General features: G+C 71.8%; 16 protein-coding genes. 7 read left to right on the top strand and 9 right to left on the bottom strand.

From position 1 onward, the window contains the following. Positions 1-48: 48 nt before the first annotated feature. From KME66_RS30130 to KME66_RS30110, 5 genes are all read right to left on the bottom strand, one after another. Positions 49-1,629, bottom strand: a complete 1,581-nt coding sequence (locus KME66_RS30130; RefSeq protein WP_216328021.1) for an ABC transporter substrate-binding protein — start codon at positions 1,627-1,629, stop codon at positions 49-51. Positions 1,630-1,747: 118 nt separating this feature from the next. Further along, the gene (locus tag KME66_RS30125) at positions 1,748-2,503 is read right to left on the bottom strand and encodes an SDR family oxidoreductase (protein ID WP_216328019.1); all 756 of its coding nucleotides are present in this window, start codon (positions 2,501-2,503) and stop codon (positions 1,748-1,750) included. 20 nt (positions 2,504-2,523) lie between these two features. Beyond that, positions 2,524-3,285 (bottom strand): 3-oxoacyl-ACP reductase FabG, encoded by a 762-nt coding sequence (gene fabG, locus KME66_RS30120; RefSeq protein ID WP_216328017.1) that lies wholly within the window; start codon positions 3,283-3,285, stop codon positions 2,524-2,526. Between the two features lie 239 nt (positions 3,286-3,524). After that, entirely contained in the window at positions 3,525-3,908 is a 384-nt protein-coding gene (locus tag KME66_RS30115; RefSeq protein ID WP_216328015.1) for a DUF3037 domain-containing protein, read from the bottom strand. Next, entirely contained in the window at positions 3,905-4,786 is an 882-nt protein-coding gene (locus KME66_RS30110; protein WP_216328013.1) for a HipA family kinase, read from the bottom strand. The genes KME66_RS30115 and KME66_RS30110 overlap by 4 nt, the downstream gene beginning before the upstream one ends. A gap of 420 nt (positions 4,787-5,206) precedes the next feature. On the opposite strand from KME66_RS30110, the gene KME66_RS30105 reads away from it, so the two are divergent. From KME66_RS30105 to KME66_RS30090, 4 genes are all read left to right on the top strand, one after another. Then, positions 5,207-5,560 (top strand): NUDIX domain-containing protein, encoded by a 354-nt coding sequence (locus KME66_RS30105; protein ID WP_216328011.1) that lies wholly within the window; start codon positions 5,207-5,209, stop codon positions 5,558-5,560. A 23-nt stretch (positions 5,561-5,583) separates the two neighbouring features. Then, the gene (locus KME66_RS30100) at positions 5,584-7,548 is read left to right on the top strand and encodes an ABC transporter ATP-binding protein (protein WP_216329688.1); all 1,965 of its coding nucleotides are present in this window, start codon (positions 5,584-5,586) and stop codon (positions 7,546-7,548) included. Positions 7,549-8,036: 488 nt separating this feature from the next. After that, the gene (locus KME66_RS30095; RefSeq protein WP_216328009.1) at positions 8,037-8,864 is read left to right on the top strand and encodes a glycoside hydrolase domain-containing protein; all 828 of its coding nucleotides are present in this window, start codon (positions 8,037-8,039) and stop codon (positions 8,862-8,864) included. Between the two features lie 369 nt (positions 8,865-9,233). Beyond that, positions 9,234-9,686 (top strand): Rieske (2Fe-2S) protein, encoded by a 453-nt coding sequence (locus KME66_RS30090; protein WP_073224641.1) that lies wholly within the window; start codon positions 9,234-9,236, stop codon positions 9,684-9,686. Here the strand turns inward: KME66_RS30090 and KME66_RS30085 are convergent. Further along, complete coding sequence (locus tag KME66_RS30085; protein WP_216328007.1) at positions 9,673-10,341, bottom strand: cysteine hydrolase; 669 nt, start codon at positions 10,339-10,341, stop codon at positions 9,673-9,675. The two genes, KME66_RS30090 and KME66_RS30085, sit on opposite strands and share 14 nt — an antisense overlap. A gap of 148 nt (positions 10,342-10,489) precedes the next feature. Between KME66_RS30085 and KME66_RS30080 the strand changes: the two genes are divergently transcribed. After that, the gene (locus tag KME66_RS30080; protein ID WP_216328005.1) at positions 10,490-10,960 is read left to right on the top strand and encodes a pyridoxamine 5'-phosphate oxidase family protein; all 471 of its coding nucleotides are present in this window, start codon (positions 10,490-10,492) and stop codon (positions 10,958-10,960) included. 78 nt (positions 10,961-11,038) lie between these two features. Here KME66_RS30080 and KME66_RS30075 read toward each other — a convergent pair whose 3' ends face one another. Continuing rightward, on the bottom strand, positions 11,039-11,953 hold the full coding sequence (locus tag KME66_RS30075; RefSeq protein WP_216328003.1) for a LysR family transcriptional regulator: 915 nt from the start codon (positions 11,951-11,953) through the stop codon (positions 11,039-11,041). Between the two features lie 74 nt (positions 11,954-12,027). Between KME66_RS30075 and KME66_RS30070 the strand changes: the two genes are divergently transcribed. Beyond that, on the top strand, positions 12,028-13,089 hold the full coding sequence (locus KME66_RS30070) for a DMT family transporter (RefSeq protein ID WP_253208507.1): 1,062 nt from the start codon (positions 12,028-12,030) through the stop codon (positions 13,087-13,089). Here the strand turns inward: KME66_RS30070 and KME66_RS30065 are convergent. After that, positions 13,076-14,407 (bottom strand): aminotransferase class I/II-fold pyridoxal phosphate-dependent enzyme, encoded by a 1,332-nt coding sequence (locus KME66_RS30065; RefSeq protein ID WP_216328001.1) that lies wholly within the window; start codon positions 14,405-14,407, stop codon positions 13,076-13,078. The two genes, KME66_RS30070 and KME66_RS30065, sit on opposite strands and share 14 nt — an antisense overlap. 35 nt (positions 14,408-14,442) lie before the next feature. Between KME66_RS30065 and KME66_RS30060 the strand changes: the two genes are divergently transcribed. Next, a complete protein-coding gene (locus tag KME66_RS30060) occupies positions 14,443-15,153 on the top strand; it encodes a pyridoxamine 5'-phosphate oxidase family protein (RefSeq protein ID WP_216327999.1) in 711 nt (236 codons plus the stop codon). A gap of 259 nt (positions 15,154-15,412) precedes the next feature. Here KME66_RS30060 and KME66_RS30055 read toward each other — a convergent pair whose 3' ends face one another. Beyond that, positions 15,413-16,372, bottom strand: a complete 960-nt coding sequence (locus tag KME66_RS30055; RefSeq protein WP_073224630.1) for an EamA family transporter — start codon at positions 16,370-16,372, stop codon at positions 15,413-15,415. Positions 16,373-16,497: the final 125 nt, after the last annotated feature.

Genomic DNA, 16,497 nt, shown 5'->3' with positions numbered 1-16,497 from the left:
ACTGACAACGGGCCCCCGAGGAGGCCCGTCGTCGCTTCCGCCGGGCCTCTACCAGCTGGCCTTGCGGTACAGCTCCCACATCTGCATGACCGTCTGCGGGTCGAGGGCCCGCTCACCGCCGCCGATGTCCTCGCCCGCGGCGATGTACAGCTTCCCCTGCCACAGCGGCAGCAGGCGGACGTCGTCGACGAGGATCTCCTGGGCCCGCTCGAACTGCTTGCTGACCGCGCCCCGGTCGCTCTCCTGCCGCGAGGCGGGGATCAGCTGCTGGGTGATCTCCTTGTTGATGTACGGGCTGCCGGTGACGGGCTCCTGGCCCACGAACGGGGCGACGAAGTTGTCGGGGTCCGGGAAGTCGGGGAACCAGCCGCGGCCGAAGACCGGGTACTCGCCCTTGTTGAAGCCTTCCTGGAACTTCTGCCAGGGTTCGCCCCGCAGGGTGATCTTGAAGAGTCCGGATGCCTCCAGCTGCCGCTTGAGCTCCTCGAACTCGGGCTCCGTGGCGGAGCCGTAGCGGTCAGTGGTGTACCAGAAGGTCATCTTCACGGGCTCGGTGACACCGGCCTCGGAGAGGACGCTCTTCGCCTTCTTCACATCCGGGTCGCCGTAGGCGTCGAAGAAGCTCGTAGTGTGCCCGGCGATACCCTTGGGGATCATGGAGTAGAGCGGCTCGGCGGTGCCCCGGTAGACCTTGGCGACCAGCGCGTCGCGGTCCACGACGTGGGCGATGGCCTTGCGGACGGCGGGGTTCGCGGCGGCCGGGTCCTTCGGGTTGAAGACCAGGAAGCGGATGTCCGCGCCCGTGCTCTCGACGATCTGGAGGCCCGCGTTGTCGTCCTTGTTGTCCTCCAGGCTGACGACCTCCTCGGCGGTCAGACCCCGGTAGGTCGCGTCGATCTCGTCGGCCTTGAGCGCGCTCACCATGTCGGCGGACTTCTCGAAGTAGCGGATGGTGACCGCGTCGTTCTTCCGGTTGGCGAAGCCCTTGTAGTTCGGGTTCTTCTTCAGCTCGGCGGTCTTCCGGTCCGCGTAGGACTCCAGGAGGTACGGGCCGGAGCCGGTGACCTTGCCGTCGTCGCGGATCTTGTCACTGCGGTAGTCGCCGGGGGCGACGAGCGACATGGCAGGCGTGGCCAGGATGAACGGGAACGTGGCGTCGGACTTGTTCAGGTGGAAGACGACCGTGTCGTCGCCCTTGGTCTCGATCCGGTCCAGCGAGCCGAGCATCCCGGCCGGGCCGCCCTTGAAGTGGATGTCCACGATCCGGTCGATGGAGTACTTCACGGCCTCGGCGTCGAGCTTCTCGCCGTTGGAGAACGTGAGGTTCTTCTTGAGCGTGCACCGGTACGCCATGCTCGTGGCGTCGGTGAACTTGCACTCCTCCGCCGCGTCCGGCTCCGGGCTGGTGCTGCCGGTGGGGAAGCTCACCAGGGTCTGGTAAACGTTCCGCATCAATTCCCAGGAACCGTCCCAGGCCGCCGCCGGATCGAGCGTGGACGGGGAGCTGGTCGTCCCGACGGTTATCCTCTGGTCCGTTTCCGATCCGCTGTCGGAAAGGAGACCGCAGCCGGCCAGCAGAGAAAGGGAAGCTAGGGCTGCAGCAGCCTGCAGACTGGCCCGGTAGAACACGTGCACGCTCCTCGATCAGCCATGGGTCGGCAGACCATACCGCAGCGCCCCACCAGGTCAATCCGCGGACCCGGCGGGGCACTTGGCTCAATCAGGGCCAAATCGGGCCAGGCCGCTCTCAGCCCACGCCCGCGTTGAGGAAAATTCCTCCGTCGACCACAAGGGTCTGCCCGGTGATCCAGTCGGACTGCGCGGAGGTCAGGAAGGCCGCCGCACCTCCGATGTCCTCGGGCACGCCGAGCCGGCCCAGCGGGTAGGCGGCGGCCGCCTCCGCTTCGCGGCCCTCGTAGAGCGCCTCGGCGAACTTCGTCTTGACCACGGCCGGGGCGATCGCGTTGACCCGCACGACCGGGGCGAACTCGTGCGCCAGCTGGGCGGTCAGATTGATCATGGCCGCCTTCGACATCCCGTACGCGCCGATGAACGGCGACGGGGCCACGCCGGCGACCGAGGCGATGTTGACGATCGCCCCGCCGTTCTCCTTCTGCCAGGCCTTCCAGGTCTGCTGGGCGAAGCCGAGCGCCGAGATCACATTGGTCTCGTAGACCTTGCGGGCCACGTTGAGATCAAGCTCGGCCATGGGCCCGAAGACCGGATTCGTCCCGGCGTTGTTGACCAGGTAGTCGACCCGGCCGAACGCCTCCATCGTGCGCTCCACCGCCGCGGCCTGGTGCGCCTCGTCGTGCGCCTTGCCGGGAACGGCGATGACCCGGTCGGCGCCGAGCCGCTCGACGGCCTCCTTGAGGGCGTCCTCGCCCCGTCCGGTGATGGCGACCCGGTCGCCGCGGGCGACGAGCGCCTCGGCGATCCCGTAGCCGATGCCCCGGCTGGCGCCCGTGACGAGGGCGACCTTTCCGCTGTCCTGCACCGTCATGATGTCCGCCGCCCTTCGGCTCAGTTGAGGGGTCCGCCGGCCACGTACATGACCTGGCCGGAGACGAAGCCCGCGTCGTCGCCCGCGAAGAAGGCGATGGCGTTGGCGACGTCCTCGGGACGGCCGACGCGCTGGACCGGGATCTGCGTGGCGGCCGCCGCCTGGAACTCCTCGAAGCCCATGCCGACGCGCTCTGCGGTCTGCGCGGTCATCTCGGTGACGATGAAGCCGGGCGCGACGGCGTTGGCGGTGACGCCGAACTTGCCGAGCTCCTTGGCGAGCGTCTTGGTGAGGCCCTGGAGCCCCGCCTTGACCGCGGAGTAGTTCGCCTGGCCCCGGTTGCCGAGGGCCGAGGAGGAGGAGAGCGAGACGATCCGGCCGAACCCGGCCTCGACCATGTGCGCCTGGACGGCCTTGGCCATCAGGAACGCGCCCTTGAGGTGCACGTTCATCACGATGTCCCAGTCGGACTCGCTCATCTTGAACAGCAGGTTGTCGCGGAGCACGCCCGCGTTGTTCACGAGGATCGTCGGCGCGCCCAGCTCGGCGGCGACCCGCGCGACGGCGGCTTCCACCTGACCGGCGTCCGACACGTCGCAGCCGACGGCCAGCGCGGCCCCCCCGGCGGCGGTGATCTTCTCGACCGTGTCCTTGCAGGCCGCCTCGTCGAGATCGAGTACGGCGACGGCGCGGCCCTCGGCCGCGAGGCGTACGGCGGTGGCGGCGCCGATGCCCCGCGCCGCTCCCGTCACGATGGCGACGCGCTGCTCGGTGGTGGACATGCTTGGTTCTCCTCGCCCTTGGATAGCGGCCCAGCGGACATCGGGGTGTTCCCGGCCGGCCCTGACACTTCCCGGCGGAAAGGAGCCCTCGACGGCTGAGCAACCGCTTAGTACCTTCAGCAGTCGAGACGCTAGAAGCCCTGGCACCCGGTGTCAACGGCGCACGCCCCGGCGGGCCGTACGTCACACCGGGCGGGAGGGCCCGCCGGTGGGCCGCCGAGGTCCCGCCGGGGCGCGGATCAGCGCACGAGGAGGTCGAGCAGCCGTTCCACCTCACCGGCCGGGTCGGCGGTCAGCCCGCTGTGCACCGCCCCGGGCTGGACGACCGTGGAGCGCGGGGCGATCAGCCACCTGAACCGCCGGCCGGCGTCGTCGCCCGCCGCCTGCCCGGCTTCCGCGCCTCCTCCGCAGACCCCTTCGACAGCCCGCAGGGCGGCCCGGACCCCGATGACGTCGGCGTCCGGGTCCAGTGCCCTCAGCTTCGCCTCGTCGAGATGCGTCCGGGCGGCGACGAACGACCGGGCCCGGCAGTAGACGAGCACTCCGGCGTTGAAGCACTCACCCCGCTCGACCCGGGGCACGACGCGCAGGAGCGCGTACTCGAAGACGTCGCGCCGCGTCATCGGCCGCCCTCCTCACCGGTGCGGGCGACCGCTGCCGCGCGGTCGTCCTCCGCGGCCCGGTTCCGCCGGGGCGGCAGCCGGTCGGTGAGCCAGCCCGGGGCCTGGGAGGGCCGGGTCGCGGTGGGCGCGTCCAGCGTGATCCGCTCGTGGATCGTCGCGGCCCGCGCGAGCAGCGGGGCGACGTAGGCCCGGCGCACCGCGTCGGCGGAGTCGAAGCCGGGCTCGTCGGCCAGCCAGACGTCCGGCACATCGGCGGCCACCTCGGTGAGCAGCTCCTCGGTGACCAGCGGGGCGAGCTCGGCGGCCGCAGCGGCGATGTCCGGGCCGAACGGGGCCAGAACATGATCCGAGGCGTTGTACGGCTTGGCCGCGGACGCCTGGGCACCCGGCCAGTTGTGGTGCCAGATCATGGTCGCGCCGTGGTCGATGAGCCAGAGGTCGCCGTGCCAGACGAGCAGGTTGGGGTTGCGCCAGGAACGGTCCACGTTGTTGATCAGCGCGTCGAACCAGACGATCCGGCCGGCCTCGGCCGCGCCGACCTCGTAGGCGAGCGGGTCGAAGCCGAACGAGCCCGGCAGGTAGTCCATGCCGAGGTTCAGTCCGCCGCTCGCCTTGAGCAGTTCCTGCACCTCCTGGTCCGGCTCGGCCAGCCCGATGACCGGGTCCAGCTCGATGGTCACCAGCTCCGGCACCCGCAGTCCGAGCCGACGGCCCAGCTCGCCGCAGATGACCTCGGCGACGAGCGTCTTGCGGCCCTGTCCGGCCCCGGTGAACTTCATGACGTACGTGCCGGAATCGTCGGCCTCGACGATTCCGGGGAGCGAGCCGCCCTCACGCAAAGGCGTGACGTAACGGGTCGCTACGACCTCTTCCAGCACTTTCCCAGGCCACCCATCTCTTCAGCCTTGCCATCCACGGACCATTTTCCGGGGCGTCGGGCAGGGATCAGCGGTCGGCGGCGCCGGGGAGCATCCGGGGAGCTTCGGCCGCGGGCCTGCCTCCCCCGCTCCCCCAGCAGACCGTCGATGACGCCGCGCCGTTGCCGCCGGCCTCCGGCATGAAGTGAGCATAGTAACCGAGGGTGATCACCGCCGAGGAAATACCCGGGCCACCGAGCCACCGACGCAACCCACATGAGTGGTCGAACACGGCATCACAGCCGGTCCCATCAGACCGCAGAAGGGGAAAGCCCGGCGTTCGCATACGAGTTCGAGATTTCGCCCGCCTCCACCCGTTACGGGGACACGGGAACGCCCGTTACCCGATCACCAGTCCGCATCCGCCTTCGAGGAGTCCCCATGATTCCCGTACACCTCCCCGCCCTCCTTCGTCCGGCGTTCGAACACTCCACCGGCTCCTCGGGCGCCACCCCGCTCTCCGTCGTGGGCGACTGCTTACGGCCGGGCGAACCGCTTGTTCACGCTGCGCGGCGCGAAGCGAAGGAGGAGACGGGGGTCCGGCTCAGCGCGGACCAGGAGTTCTGCGGCCTCACCCACCACCACGCCGAGCCGGACAGGAACGAAGGGCTCTTCCGGGTGCTGACGGAGCGACCGTCACGCGACTGCCGTCCCTCTACGGCCACGATCTCGCACACGCTCACCCACGGCCCGTCCTGCCGGACCGTCGACCGGCCTGCGGGAGGCGCCCGGTGAAGAGGTTCTTCGGGCCCGTCAGGATGGCCGACCCGCAGGTGTCCGACGCCGAGCGCGAGCTGTTCGGCGGCCCCCTGCGCTATGACATGGGCTGGTCCCAGCACGAGCACGCCACGTTGGACCTGACCATGATGTCCGCGCTGCGCTCCATGCCGTCCCTCGTCGGCGCCACGCTGCGCATGGCGTGGCAGGCCGACCGGCGTGCCCTGCTCGCCGTCGGGGTGAGCGAGGTCGGCCAGGGCATCGCCGCCGCCGCCGGCCTGCTCGCCGTGAACGCCGTCATGCACGCCCTGCTCGCCGGCAGCGGCAGCGTCGGCGAGCGTCTGCACGCCTTGCTGCCCGCTCTCCTGGCCGCCGCGGTCATCGGTGCCGTCAACTCCGCCCTGTCCGCATGGTCCACCTCCCGCGCCGGACGGCTGGAGCCCAAAGTCGAGCGGATCGCCACCACCCAGTACCTGGCCGCCGCCGCCAACGTGGAACTGGAAGCCATCGACGACCCCGACTTCCGGCGCCTGGTCGACATCGCCCAGCACGGCCCCGGCGCCGCCCGCCGCATGATCGGCGCCTGCGTCGCCGCACTGAACGGCCTCATCTCCCTGGTCACCATCGCCGGCGTGCTGGCCGTGCTCCACCCGGTGCTGCTGCCCCTGCTGTTCCTCATCGCCGCCCCGCGCGGCTGGGGCGCGATGCGCGTGGCACAGGAGCGGTACGTGTCGGTGATGAGCTGGATCGAGCACGTACGGGCCGGCCGTCTGATCGGCAGTCTGCTCACCGAACGCACCGCCGCCCAGGAGGTCCGCCTGCACGCCGTCGGCGCCTTCCTCCTGAGCCGCTACGAGCGGATGGCCGAGAGCGCCGAGGCCGAACAGGAACGCCTCGCCTCCAGCAAGGCCCTGACCGAATGGGTGGCCTCCGCTCTCTCCGGCCTGGCGATGGCGGCCACCTACGGCGCCATGTTCTGGCTCATCACGGCCGGGCACATGAGCCTCGCAGTCGCCGGGACCGCGGTCATCGCCGTACGTACCGGTTCGGCGAGCCTGGGTGCGCTGGTGATGAACATCAACCAGCTCCACGAGGAAAGCCTCTACGTCCGCGACCACGGCCGCTTCCTCACCCAGGCCCGCCGGCGGACGCTGCCCACCGGCGGTGCGCCCGTCCCGGAGCGCGTCGCGGAGGTCGTTCTGGATGAGGTCACCTACCGCTACCCCGACCGTGACACCCTCGCGCTGGACCGGGTGTCCCTGACCCTGCCGATGGGGTCGGTGACCGCGGTGGTGGGCGAGAACGGCTCCGGCAAGAGCACCCTGATGAAGATCCTTTCCGGCATGCTGCTGCCCACCTCCGGAAGTCTGCGCTGGGGCGGGGAGGATGTCACCGGCCTCGACCGGGCCCAGGTCTTCTCGCGGGTCTCTCTGCTCACCCAGGATTTCCAGCGCTGGCCCGTGACCGCCGCGATGAACATCCGTCTCGGCCGCCCCGACCACCCCGCGGCGGAGGAGGACCTGGAGCCCTCGGTCGCCTATGCCGCCGCCGGCCCCGTCATCGCCAAACTCCCCGACGGCCTGCGCAGCCTGCTGGCCCGCGTGTTCCGCGGCGCCATCGAACTCTCCGGCGGAGAATGGCAGAAAGTCGGTCTGGCCCGCACCCACTGGCGCAGTTCGACATCAGAAGCCGACGGCGTCCTGATCGTCGACGAACCGACCTCCGCCCTCGACCCCGAAGCCGAGATCCGAGCCTTCGACCGCATCCGCCGGCTCGCCGCTCCCCACCGAGCCGTCGTCCTGGTCACCCATCGTATGTCCGGCGTCCGCCACGCCGACCAGATCCACGTCCTCGACAACGGACGCCTCACCGAACACGGCACCCACGACCAGCTCATCGCAGCCCGCGGCCGGTACGCCGCCATGTTCGACGCCCAGGCCGCCCAGTATGCCCCGAGCGCGACCATCCCACGCCCCACCGCGCCCACCGTGCCGGACCAGGGATGACCCACTCGACCGGAAGGCCGGCTGCGACCGGGCCACCGACCACGGACCTCGATGAGGCCACCGCCCCGCGCCACCAGCCGGCCGACCGGCCCACCACCGGCGGACACCTCCGCACCCCCGCGGTCGACCGCGGGGGTGCGCACCGAGCCCCGGCACGCCTTCGCCCGGCCCTGCCGATGCAGCCCCACGCCGTTGTCGCACCACGACATCCGCAGCACCGTCGATGCCTACCTCGCTCGCCGCCCTCACGAGCGCGAACAGCGCGGTGTCCTCCCGGACACTGCCGGCCGAGCTCACGCGACCCTGCTCACCTCACGACACGGATGTCGGCTATTCTCCGATCCGCTCAGGGCATCCGAAGCGGAGACCGCGTCACTGCACAGACGCCGCACCCGGACGGCGGTCACGTTGCGGGGCAGCGCAAGCCGGCTTCTGAGAGCACGGCGGATTCACGGCGGCCGTAAGCCGCCCTACGAATGGGGTGGGGATTGTCCAGACATCGGCTGTCCAAGAAGGGCCGCTACATCACCTGGGCGACGACGGGTGTCGTCGCGGCTGCGGGCGCCGGGATCGCAGCGGAGACATCCATGGCGGCCGGCGTTTGGCCCGCCCAGAAGACGTACACCGGTCGAGCCTTCGATACGTGCGCTGCACCCTCGCTCGCGGCGATGAAGGCGTGGAACACGAAGTTCTACGGTGCCGCCGCTGTCTACATCGGCGGTAAGAACCGTGGCTGCGCCCAGCCCCATCTGACGAAGTCCTGGGTGAAGTCGGTCAATTCGACCGGCTGGAAGCTCATCCCGCTCTACGTGGGGGCGCAGCCTCCCTGCCAGAAGAGCGCGAATCCGGAGAGGTTCACCGCTTCCACGGCGGCCTCCGTCGGTGCACGTAACGCGAAGGACGCGGTGGCCAAGGCATCAGCGCTCGGGATGAAGGCGGGCAGCCCGATCTACCTGAACATGGAGTCGTACGACATCACCGACAAGGCGTGCAACGACGCCACCCTCACCTACGTACGCTCCTTCACCAAGACGCTGAGGAACGCAACCTACCGAAGCGGCCTCTACGGCTTCAGCAGCTCCAGCGCCAAGGCCATCGCCACCGCCCCGAACAAGACGGACCTGCCAGGCAACCTCTGGTACGCACTGTGGAACAAGAAGAACACGACCACCACCGACTGGCCGTGGAACCCCGCTCAGTACACCAACCACAGCCGCGGCCATCAGTACATGGTCAACAGCAGGGAAACACGGGGCGGTTACACCATCACAGTCGACCGCAACGCATGGGACGCCCCGGTCGCGATCATCGGCTGAGCCTGGATCCGCCGCGCGAGTTCCGATCTTCGGTCCTGGGTGGGCCCGGCTTGACCCTTCGGGTTGAGGGCCGCGCGTTGGACCGGGTGGCTGTCCGGTGCGAGATCTCCGAGGTGTCCGTACGGGCGCTCCACGGCAGGTAGTGGGGCGCTGTCGGGCGCCTGACGCGCTGCCGGGGTTGCGTCGTGCGGTCCGTTGGCATTTCTGGCGCCGTTGACGCGTAGGCGCGCACGCCCGACCACGGCTACGGCCTGGCGGGCCGGGTCTCCGCCGTGAGGGCGCGGTCGTCGGCGTGAACATCGCGGTCGCAGGGCACGTACCTCTGACCGACGTACCCGACACGGGGACACCGACGAAGGGAAGGCCGCGATGAGCGCAGCGCAGGAGCACCGGAGCCTCCTCGGACGCCGCAGGGTCATCGCCGCGGCGGGAGCGGCCGGAGCGGCTGCCGCCCTCACCGCGTGCGGCGGATCGGACGATGCGAAAGGGTCCGAGACGGTCGAGCAGCCCGGGAGCGGGGGCGAGGAGCAGGGCGGTGCGGTGCTCGCCGCCACCGCCGACATCCCGGAGGGCGGCGGAGTGGTCTTCGCGCAGCAGAAGGTGGTGGTGACCCAGCCGAAGCCGGGCGAGTTCAAAGCCTTCTCGTCCACGTGCACCCACCAGGGCTGCGCGGTCAAGGACGTGTCGGCCGGGACGATCACCTGCCCCTGCCACAACTCCACCTTCGACGCCGCCACGGGCAGTCCGACCGGCGGGCCCGCCACGCAGCCGCTGCCCGCCCGCGAGATCACCGTCGAGGGCGACTCGATCAGGCTGGCGTAGCCGCGCCCTGTCTGCGGGGTCGCCGCCAGCCGCCGAGGACCGCGTCCGTGGTGGTGACGGTGGCGACCAGGGCCAGGGTGTTGCGAACCATGGCGGGGGTGTACTCGGCGGGCACCCCCGCGATGGCGTCGGCCGGGACGACGGCCGTGTAGCCGAGGTTGACCGCGTCGAAGACGGCGTTGGGGATGGCGATGTTGGCCGAGACGCCGGTGACGACGAGCGTGCGGCAGCCGAGGTTGCGCAGCAGCGGGTCGGCATCGGTGCCGGTCAGGGGCGAGAGTCCGTGCAGGCGGCGGACGACGAGATCCTCGTCGGCCACCTCGATGGGGGGTGCGACCCGGACCGCGGTGCTGCCGGTGTGCTGCTGCACGGGCAGCCGGGCGGCGGCGTGGAACAGACGGGCGTTGCGGTTGCCGCCGCGCCCGTCGGGCCGGCTCTCGGCGATCGCGTGCATGACCTGGACGCCGCTCGCGTGGGCGGCGGCGACAAGGCGGGCGATGTTGGCCAGCGCGCCCGACGAGCGTGCGACGGCGGCGAGTTCGGGCAGGGCGCTGTCCGGCCCCACGACGCCCTGCTGGCATTCGACGGTCAGCAGGACCGTGGTGGCGGGGGCGAGCAGCGCGGTGAGCCGCTCGTGCGATTGCCTCGACGGCACCAGCACTCCTCTCCTGTGTCCCCGGCGGGTTCCGGGGACGGACCGGGCGCGCGAGAGTAGCGGCCATTGCGTCATGGAGGAAGAGCGTCCATGATTCCTGGATTCCTGACACCCGGTCAGCAGCGTGGACATCGAGGAGAGGGCGGCCATGACCGACACCCAGCGACGAGGCCGCCGGATCATGATGACGCCCGAGGAGCGGGACGCGTATCTCGGCCAACAGCGTACCTGCCGGGTGGCGACACTCGGCGCGGACGGCGCCCCGCACATCGGCGCGCTGTGGTTCGTCTGGGACGGCGGCTCGCTCTGGCTGTACTCCATCACGCGCAGTCTGCGCTGGTCCCAGCTGCGCGAGGACGCCAGGATCGCCGTGGTCGTGGACGACGGCGAAGCGTACGAGCAGCTGCGCGGCGTGGAGCTCACCGGCCGGGCGGAGTTCGTCGGGGAGGCGCCCCGGACGGGCGAGCCCTGCCCCGAACTGCTGGAGCCGGAGCGGCTGTTCCCGGCGAAGTACTTCGGTTTGACGGAGATGCCGCACGACGGGCGGCACGCCTGGCTGCGGCTCACTCCGGAGAAGATCACCTCCTGGGACTTCCGCAAGCTCGCCGGCCTCCGCTGAGCACCGGCCCCGGAGATCATCGCGCTCCGAGCGCGACCCGGAGGTCGTCCCGGCCGGGGCTCCCCCCAGCCCGAAGGCTCATGCGCCTCCGGCCGCCACACCCGCCCCCGCCGCACGCAGTGCCGCCACCGCGGCACGGACCGACGGGCGGCGGTCCGCGTCCGTGCGCCACACCGCGTGGACGTGCCGCCGCATGGTCTGCCGCACCGGGACCAGGCGCACCCCGTCGGGCACGGGGCCGCGCCCCAGCCTGGGGGCCACGCAGACGCCGAACCCGGCCGCGATCAGAGCGAGTTGCGTGTGGTGCTCACCGGCCAGATGGGCGATACGCGGTTCGATGCCCCGGGAGCGCAGGGTGAACATCAGCCAGTCGTAACAGAATTCGCCCTCCGGCCAGGAAACCCATGGATCGTCCGCGAAGTCCTCCAGGTCCACTTCGTCGCGGTCCGCCAGCGGGTGCTCCACGGGCATCGCGATGTCCGGTGCGTCGTCCAGGAGTTCGGCCTTGGTCAGCCCACCGGGCACGGGCAGCCGCTTGTTGCTCCAGTCGAGCACCACGGCCAGGTCCACGTCCCCGCGGAACACCGCCCGCACCCCTTGCTCGGGCTCCAACTCCAGCGTACGGACGGTGAGATCGGGGTGATCCGTGCGCAGGGAGGTGAGCGTGGCGGGGAAGAGCCCCCGGGCCGCGGTCGGGAAGGCGCAGATCCGCACCTCGCCGACGACCTCGCCCCGCTGGGCCTCGATGTCGGACTGGGCGAGCTCCACCTGCGACAGGATTCGCGCGGCATGGTCCGCGAGCAGCCGGCCGGCGTCGGTGAGGCGGACGCCTCGGCCGTTCCTGGCGAGCAGCCGCTGCCCCACCTCGCGCTCCAGCTTGGCCATCTGCTGCGAGACCGCCGACGTCGTGACGTGCAGCCCGTCGGCCGCGCCGCTCACCGAACCGTGCCGGGCGAGGGCGTCCAGGGTACGCAGCCGCTCCAGGTTCAACATGTAAGCGATGCTACATGGTCCACCGCAGAAACATTCGCTTGTTCTACGACGTCTCCTTCGTCAGGGTGGACCTCATGAGCGCTCCCTGCGAGCCGAGGGCCACCGCCCCGGCATCCGCCCCGCCCCCTCCCGTCCCGACCGCACCGTCGGCGCCGGGCACCACACCGGCGCCGGCCGCCCGGCGCCCGGCTCTCGACTGGCGGATCCGGTTCGCCGGGCTCTCGCTCATCTGGGGGTTCAGCTTTCTGCTGATCAAGGTCGGGACCGAGGGGTACGCCCCGTTCCAGGTCACTTTCGGCCGTCTGCTGGCGGGTACGGCGGTACTGGTCGCCGCCATGGCGATGCGCCGGGAACGACTGCCGCGTTCGGCCCGGACCTGGGGGCACCTCACGGTCGCGGCGCTTCTCCTCAACGCGCTGCCGTTCTCGCTCTTCTCCTACGCGGAGCTGACGATCCCCTCCACGCTGGCCGGGATCTGCAACGCGACCTCGCCTCTGTGGGGCATGGCGCTCTCGGTGGTCGCCCTGTCGGAGGACCGCCCGACCCGCCGCCGGGTGGCAGGTCTGGGCGTCGGCTTCCTCGGTGTCCTCACGGTGCTGGGCGCCTGGCAGGGCTTCTCCGGCCTGGATCTCCCGGGCACGGGCATGGCCCTGCTCGCCTCGCTCTGCTACCCGGTCGGCTGGATCTACGTCCGGCGTACCCTGGCGGGGACCGGATCGTCGACGCTGGCGCTGACCGGCAGCCAACTCTGCCTGGCCACGCTGCAACTGGCCGTGGTGACCCCGCTGTTCACCACGGCCCCCGCTTCCTTCCCTCTTCTGCCCACGCTCTCCGTCATCGCCCTGGGGGCGCTGGGCACGGGCCTCGCGGTCCTGCTCCAGTACGGCCTGGTCCAGGAGGTCGGTCCGACGACGGCACAGATGGTCACGTACTTCATCCCGGTGATCGCGACGGCGGCGGGCGTCGCACTCCTCGGCGAGCGGCTGAGCTGGAACACCCCGGTCGGAGCGCTGGTCGTCCTCGCCGGGGCGGCCCTCACCCAGAGCCGCCCCCTCCGGACCACCGCCCCGGCGCGGGCCCCGGGCCAAAACCCGAGCCCGCCGGACGCGGACCCCGCCCGCCTCAGCCGTAGCTGACGGGCCGGGCGGGCCCCGCGGCGGCGGCCACCGCGTCCGCCAGGGGACCGATGTCCGCCGCGGCCAGCGGGGAGACGGTGAGCCGGACGGCCTGGGGCGTGTCCAACCGGAAGCGGGCCCCCGGGGCCGCCGCCCAGCCCGCGTGGAGCAGCCGGGCGACGGCCCCGGTCTCGTCGCTCACGGGCACCCACACGTTCATCCCGCTGCGGCCCCGGGCACTGACCCCCCGCTCCGCCAGTGCCTGGATGAGCGCGTCCCGGCGATCACCGTAGGAACGCGCGACCGTACGGGTGTCGACGGCGCCGGACGTCCACAGCTGGAGCACGGCGCGCTGCAGCAGCCGGCTGACCCAGCCGGGCCCGAGCCCCTGCCGGCCCTCCACCCGGTCGACCGTGACGGCGTCCCCCGTGAGCGTGGCGACCCGCAGATCCGGGCCGTACGCCTTGGCCACGGAGCGGATGAACGCCCAGTGGTCGCTCACCCCGGCGAGCGGGCACAGCGGCAGGTCGACGATGGCGTGCCCGTGGTCGTCCTCGATCAGCAGCACGTCCGGGTGGCGGGCGAGGACCGCGCGCAGTTCGCGGGCGCGCGGGGCGTCCACCGACGCACCGGTCGGGTTCTGTGCCCGGCACGTGACGACGAGGGCCCGCGCCCCGGCCCGCAGCACCCGCTCCACCTCCGCGGCCAGCGGCCCGGAGTCGTCCACGCCGACCGGCGCGACGCGGAGCCCGAGCGCCGGTACGAGGTCGAGCACGCTGCCCCAGCCGGGGTCCTCCACGGCCACCGTGTCGCCCGGCCTGAGATGCGCCGCGAGAACCCGCTCGATCCCGTCCAGGGCGCCGGAGGTCACGGCGACCGGCCCGGCGGGCACCCCGTCGGCGTCCAGCGCCGCGCGGGCGTACGCGGCGAACTCCGGGACCACCGGAGCCTGCCCGTACAGGCCGCGGCTCTCCGCATCTGCGGCGGCGGCCGCGGCGAGCGCCGGTCCGAGGCCGGGCAGCAGCTCCGGATCGGGATTGCCCGTGCCGAGGTCCCGGACGCCCGGCGGCGCCTCGATCCGCAGGGAGCCGCGCGAAGTGCTGGCCGGGGCGTCGCGCACCCGGCTCCCACGGCGGCCCGCCGTCTCGATCACCCCGCGCTCGCGCAGCGTCCGGTAGGCGGCCGCCACGGTGTTGGGGTTGACCTCCAGACGCGCGGCCAACTCCCGCATGGGCGGAAGCACATGCCCCGGCGGGAGGTCTCCGGAGCCCACCCCGCGCTCGATGGCGGCAGCGATCTCCGATGCACGCCGCCCTGTGATCCGATATTCTCCTAGCACAAACAATATTATGCACTAATGCAATGGAGATGGCCATGTCGCACACCGCAGTGCCCGAAGGCACCGCTTCCGGGGCCCCGGGATCCGGCGTCCCCGCCCCCTACACGCCCACCGACCGCACGGTCCCCACCCGGGCCAGGGACCGTGCCTCCTACGACCGGGAGCTGGTCCACTCGATCCTCGACGAGGCCTACCTCTGCCACCTGGGCTTCGTGCGCGACGGCGCTCCGGTCGTCCTGCCGACCCTCTTCGGCCGGGTGGGCGAGCGGCTGTACGTCCACGGCTCTACGGGTTCGCGACCGCTGCGGGCGGCGAACGGTGCGGATCCGGGGCTGCCGGTCTGCCTGACGGTCACCCATGTCGACGCGCTGGTGCTGGCCCGGTCCGCCTTCCACCACTCGCTGAACTACCGCTCGGTGGTGGTGCACGGCACGGCCGTGACCGTGACCGACCCCGAGGAGCTGCGGCTCGCCCTGGACGCGATCGTGGACCAGGTGGTGCCCGGCCGTTCCCGGGACTCACGCCCGGCCAACGGCAAGGAGCTGGCCGCGACCGCGGTGATCCGGCTGGACCTGAACGAGGTGTCCGCGAAGGTCCGCACCGGCGGCCCCAACGACGAGCCCGAGGACGGCGCCCTCCCGCACTGGACCGGCATCGTGCCGCTCACCCGGGGCTACGCTCCGCCGGTCCCGGCGGACGACCTGGACCCTGCCGTCGGCATACCGGACTATCTGTCAGCATTCTGACGACGGCGGAGACCGGCCGTCACGACGTCACCGACGCGGAAGCCGGCCACACCCCGGCCACACGGGCGCAGGCCCCCCGCACGCCACAACCACGCAGGCGGAGGCCGACCAGACCCCCACCGGCGCACAGGCGCGGGCCGGCCACACACCAGGGACAGACGCAGGCCGGCCAAGCGCCACGGGCACGCCAGGCGGAGACCGGCCGCCACAGGTACGGGGCCTCCGCCGACGCCTTCCGGCTCTCGCCGGAAGAAGCCCGTCACACCACCGCGGGCTCCTTCCGGCGGGCGACCGCCGCGCCGCGCGCCTCGGCGAGGGCCAGTCCGGCCACGGCGGTCAGCAGGAGCAGCGTGCCGAGGACCGTGGCCACCGTCAGCCGCTCCCGCAGGACGGTCACCGCGATGACGGCCGCGCTCACCGGCTCCAGGAGCATGATCACGGAGACGGTGGCCGCCCGGACGACGGCCGCTCCCGCGAAGTACAGCGCGTAGGCGAGGGCCGTGGGGACCGCCGCCACATAGACGATCAGCCACAGCACCTGCCCGGTCTCGGCGGTGTGCGGCACCAGCCCTTCGGCCAGGGCCATGGGGAGCAGGCCCACCGCTCCGATACCGAACGCCCAGGCGCTGGTCGTCAACGGGTCGCCGCCACCACCGTCCCGCCCGAGCCACCGGGTGAGCAGGGTGATCGCCGCGTACCCGGCGGCGGACAGCAGCGCGAGCAGCACCCCGGCCGGCACCACGTCACCGCCCTCGCCGCCCAGGACCAGCACGACGAGTCCGGTCAGAGCCCCGGTCACGGCGGCGAGACCGCCCCGGCCGAGGCGTTCGCCCAGCAGCGCCCGCGCCCCGACGGCGATCAGGACGGGCCCGGCGCCGAGCGTCACGACGGTGCCGACGGCGAGGCCGGTGACCTCGACCGCCGCGAAGTACGCGCTCTGGAACACCGTGAGCCCGATGCCGGTTCCGAGGATGCGGAGCACCCGGCGACGCCGGGGCTCGGGCTCACGGGGCGTACGGCGGGGACGCAGCGCGAGCGCGCCCGCGAGCAGGACGAGACCGCCCGCGCAGCGCCAGAAGGACAGGGCGAGGGGGCCGAGATCACTGACCCGGAAGATCAGGGACGCGGCCGCGCCGGCGGTGCCCCAGGCGACTCCGGCGACGACGAGATACAGCAGGCTCCGCCCGACGGGCAGCGCGGATGAAGCGGAAAAGGGCATGTGACTTCTCCAGCGGAAGACGGGGTGACAGGTCGCTCGGCTCCGCACGCGGGCAGCGACGAGCCGCTCGGGGACTGCCCGAGCCCGGTCTTCGTCAGGAGTGGCCGCGCGCGCTAGGCGGCAGG

Origin of the sequence: Streptomyces sp. YPW6 (assembly GCF_018866325.1) — a bacterium.
Taxonomy (GTDB): domain Bacteria; phylum Actinomycetota; class Actinomycetes; order Streptomycetales; family Streptomycetaceae; genus Streptomyces.
Note: the sequence above shows the minus strand (reverse complement) of the source record. Positions and strands in the feature narration are given on the sequence as shown.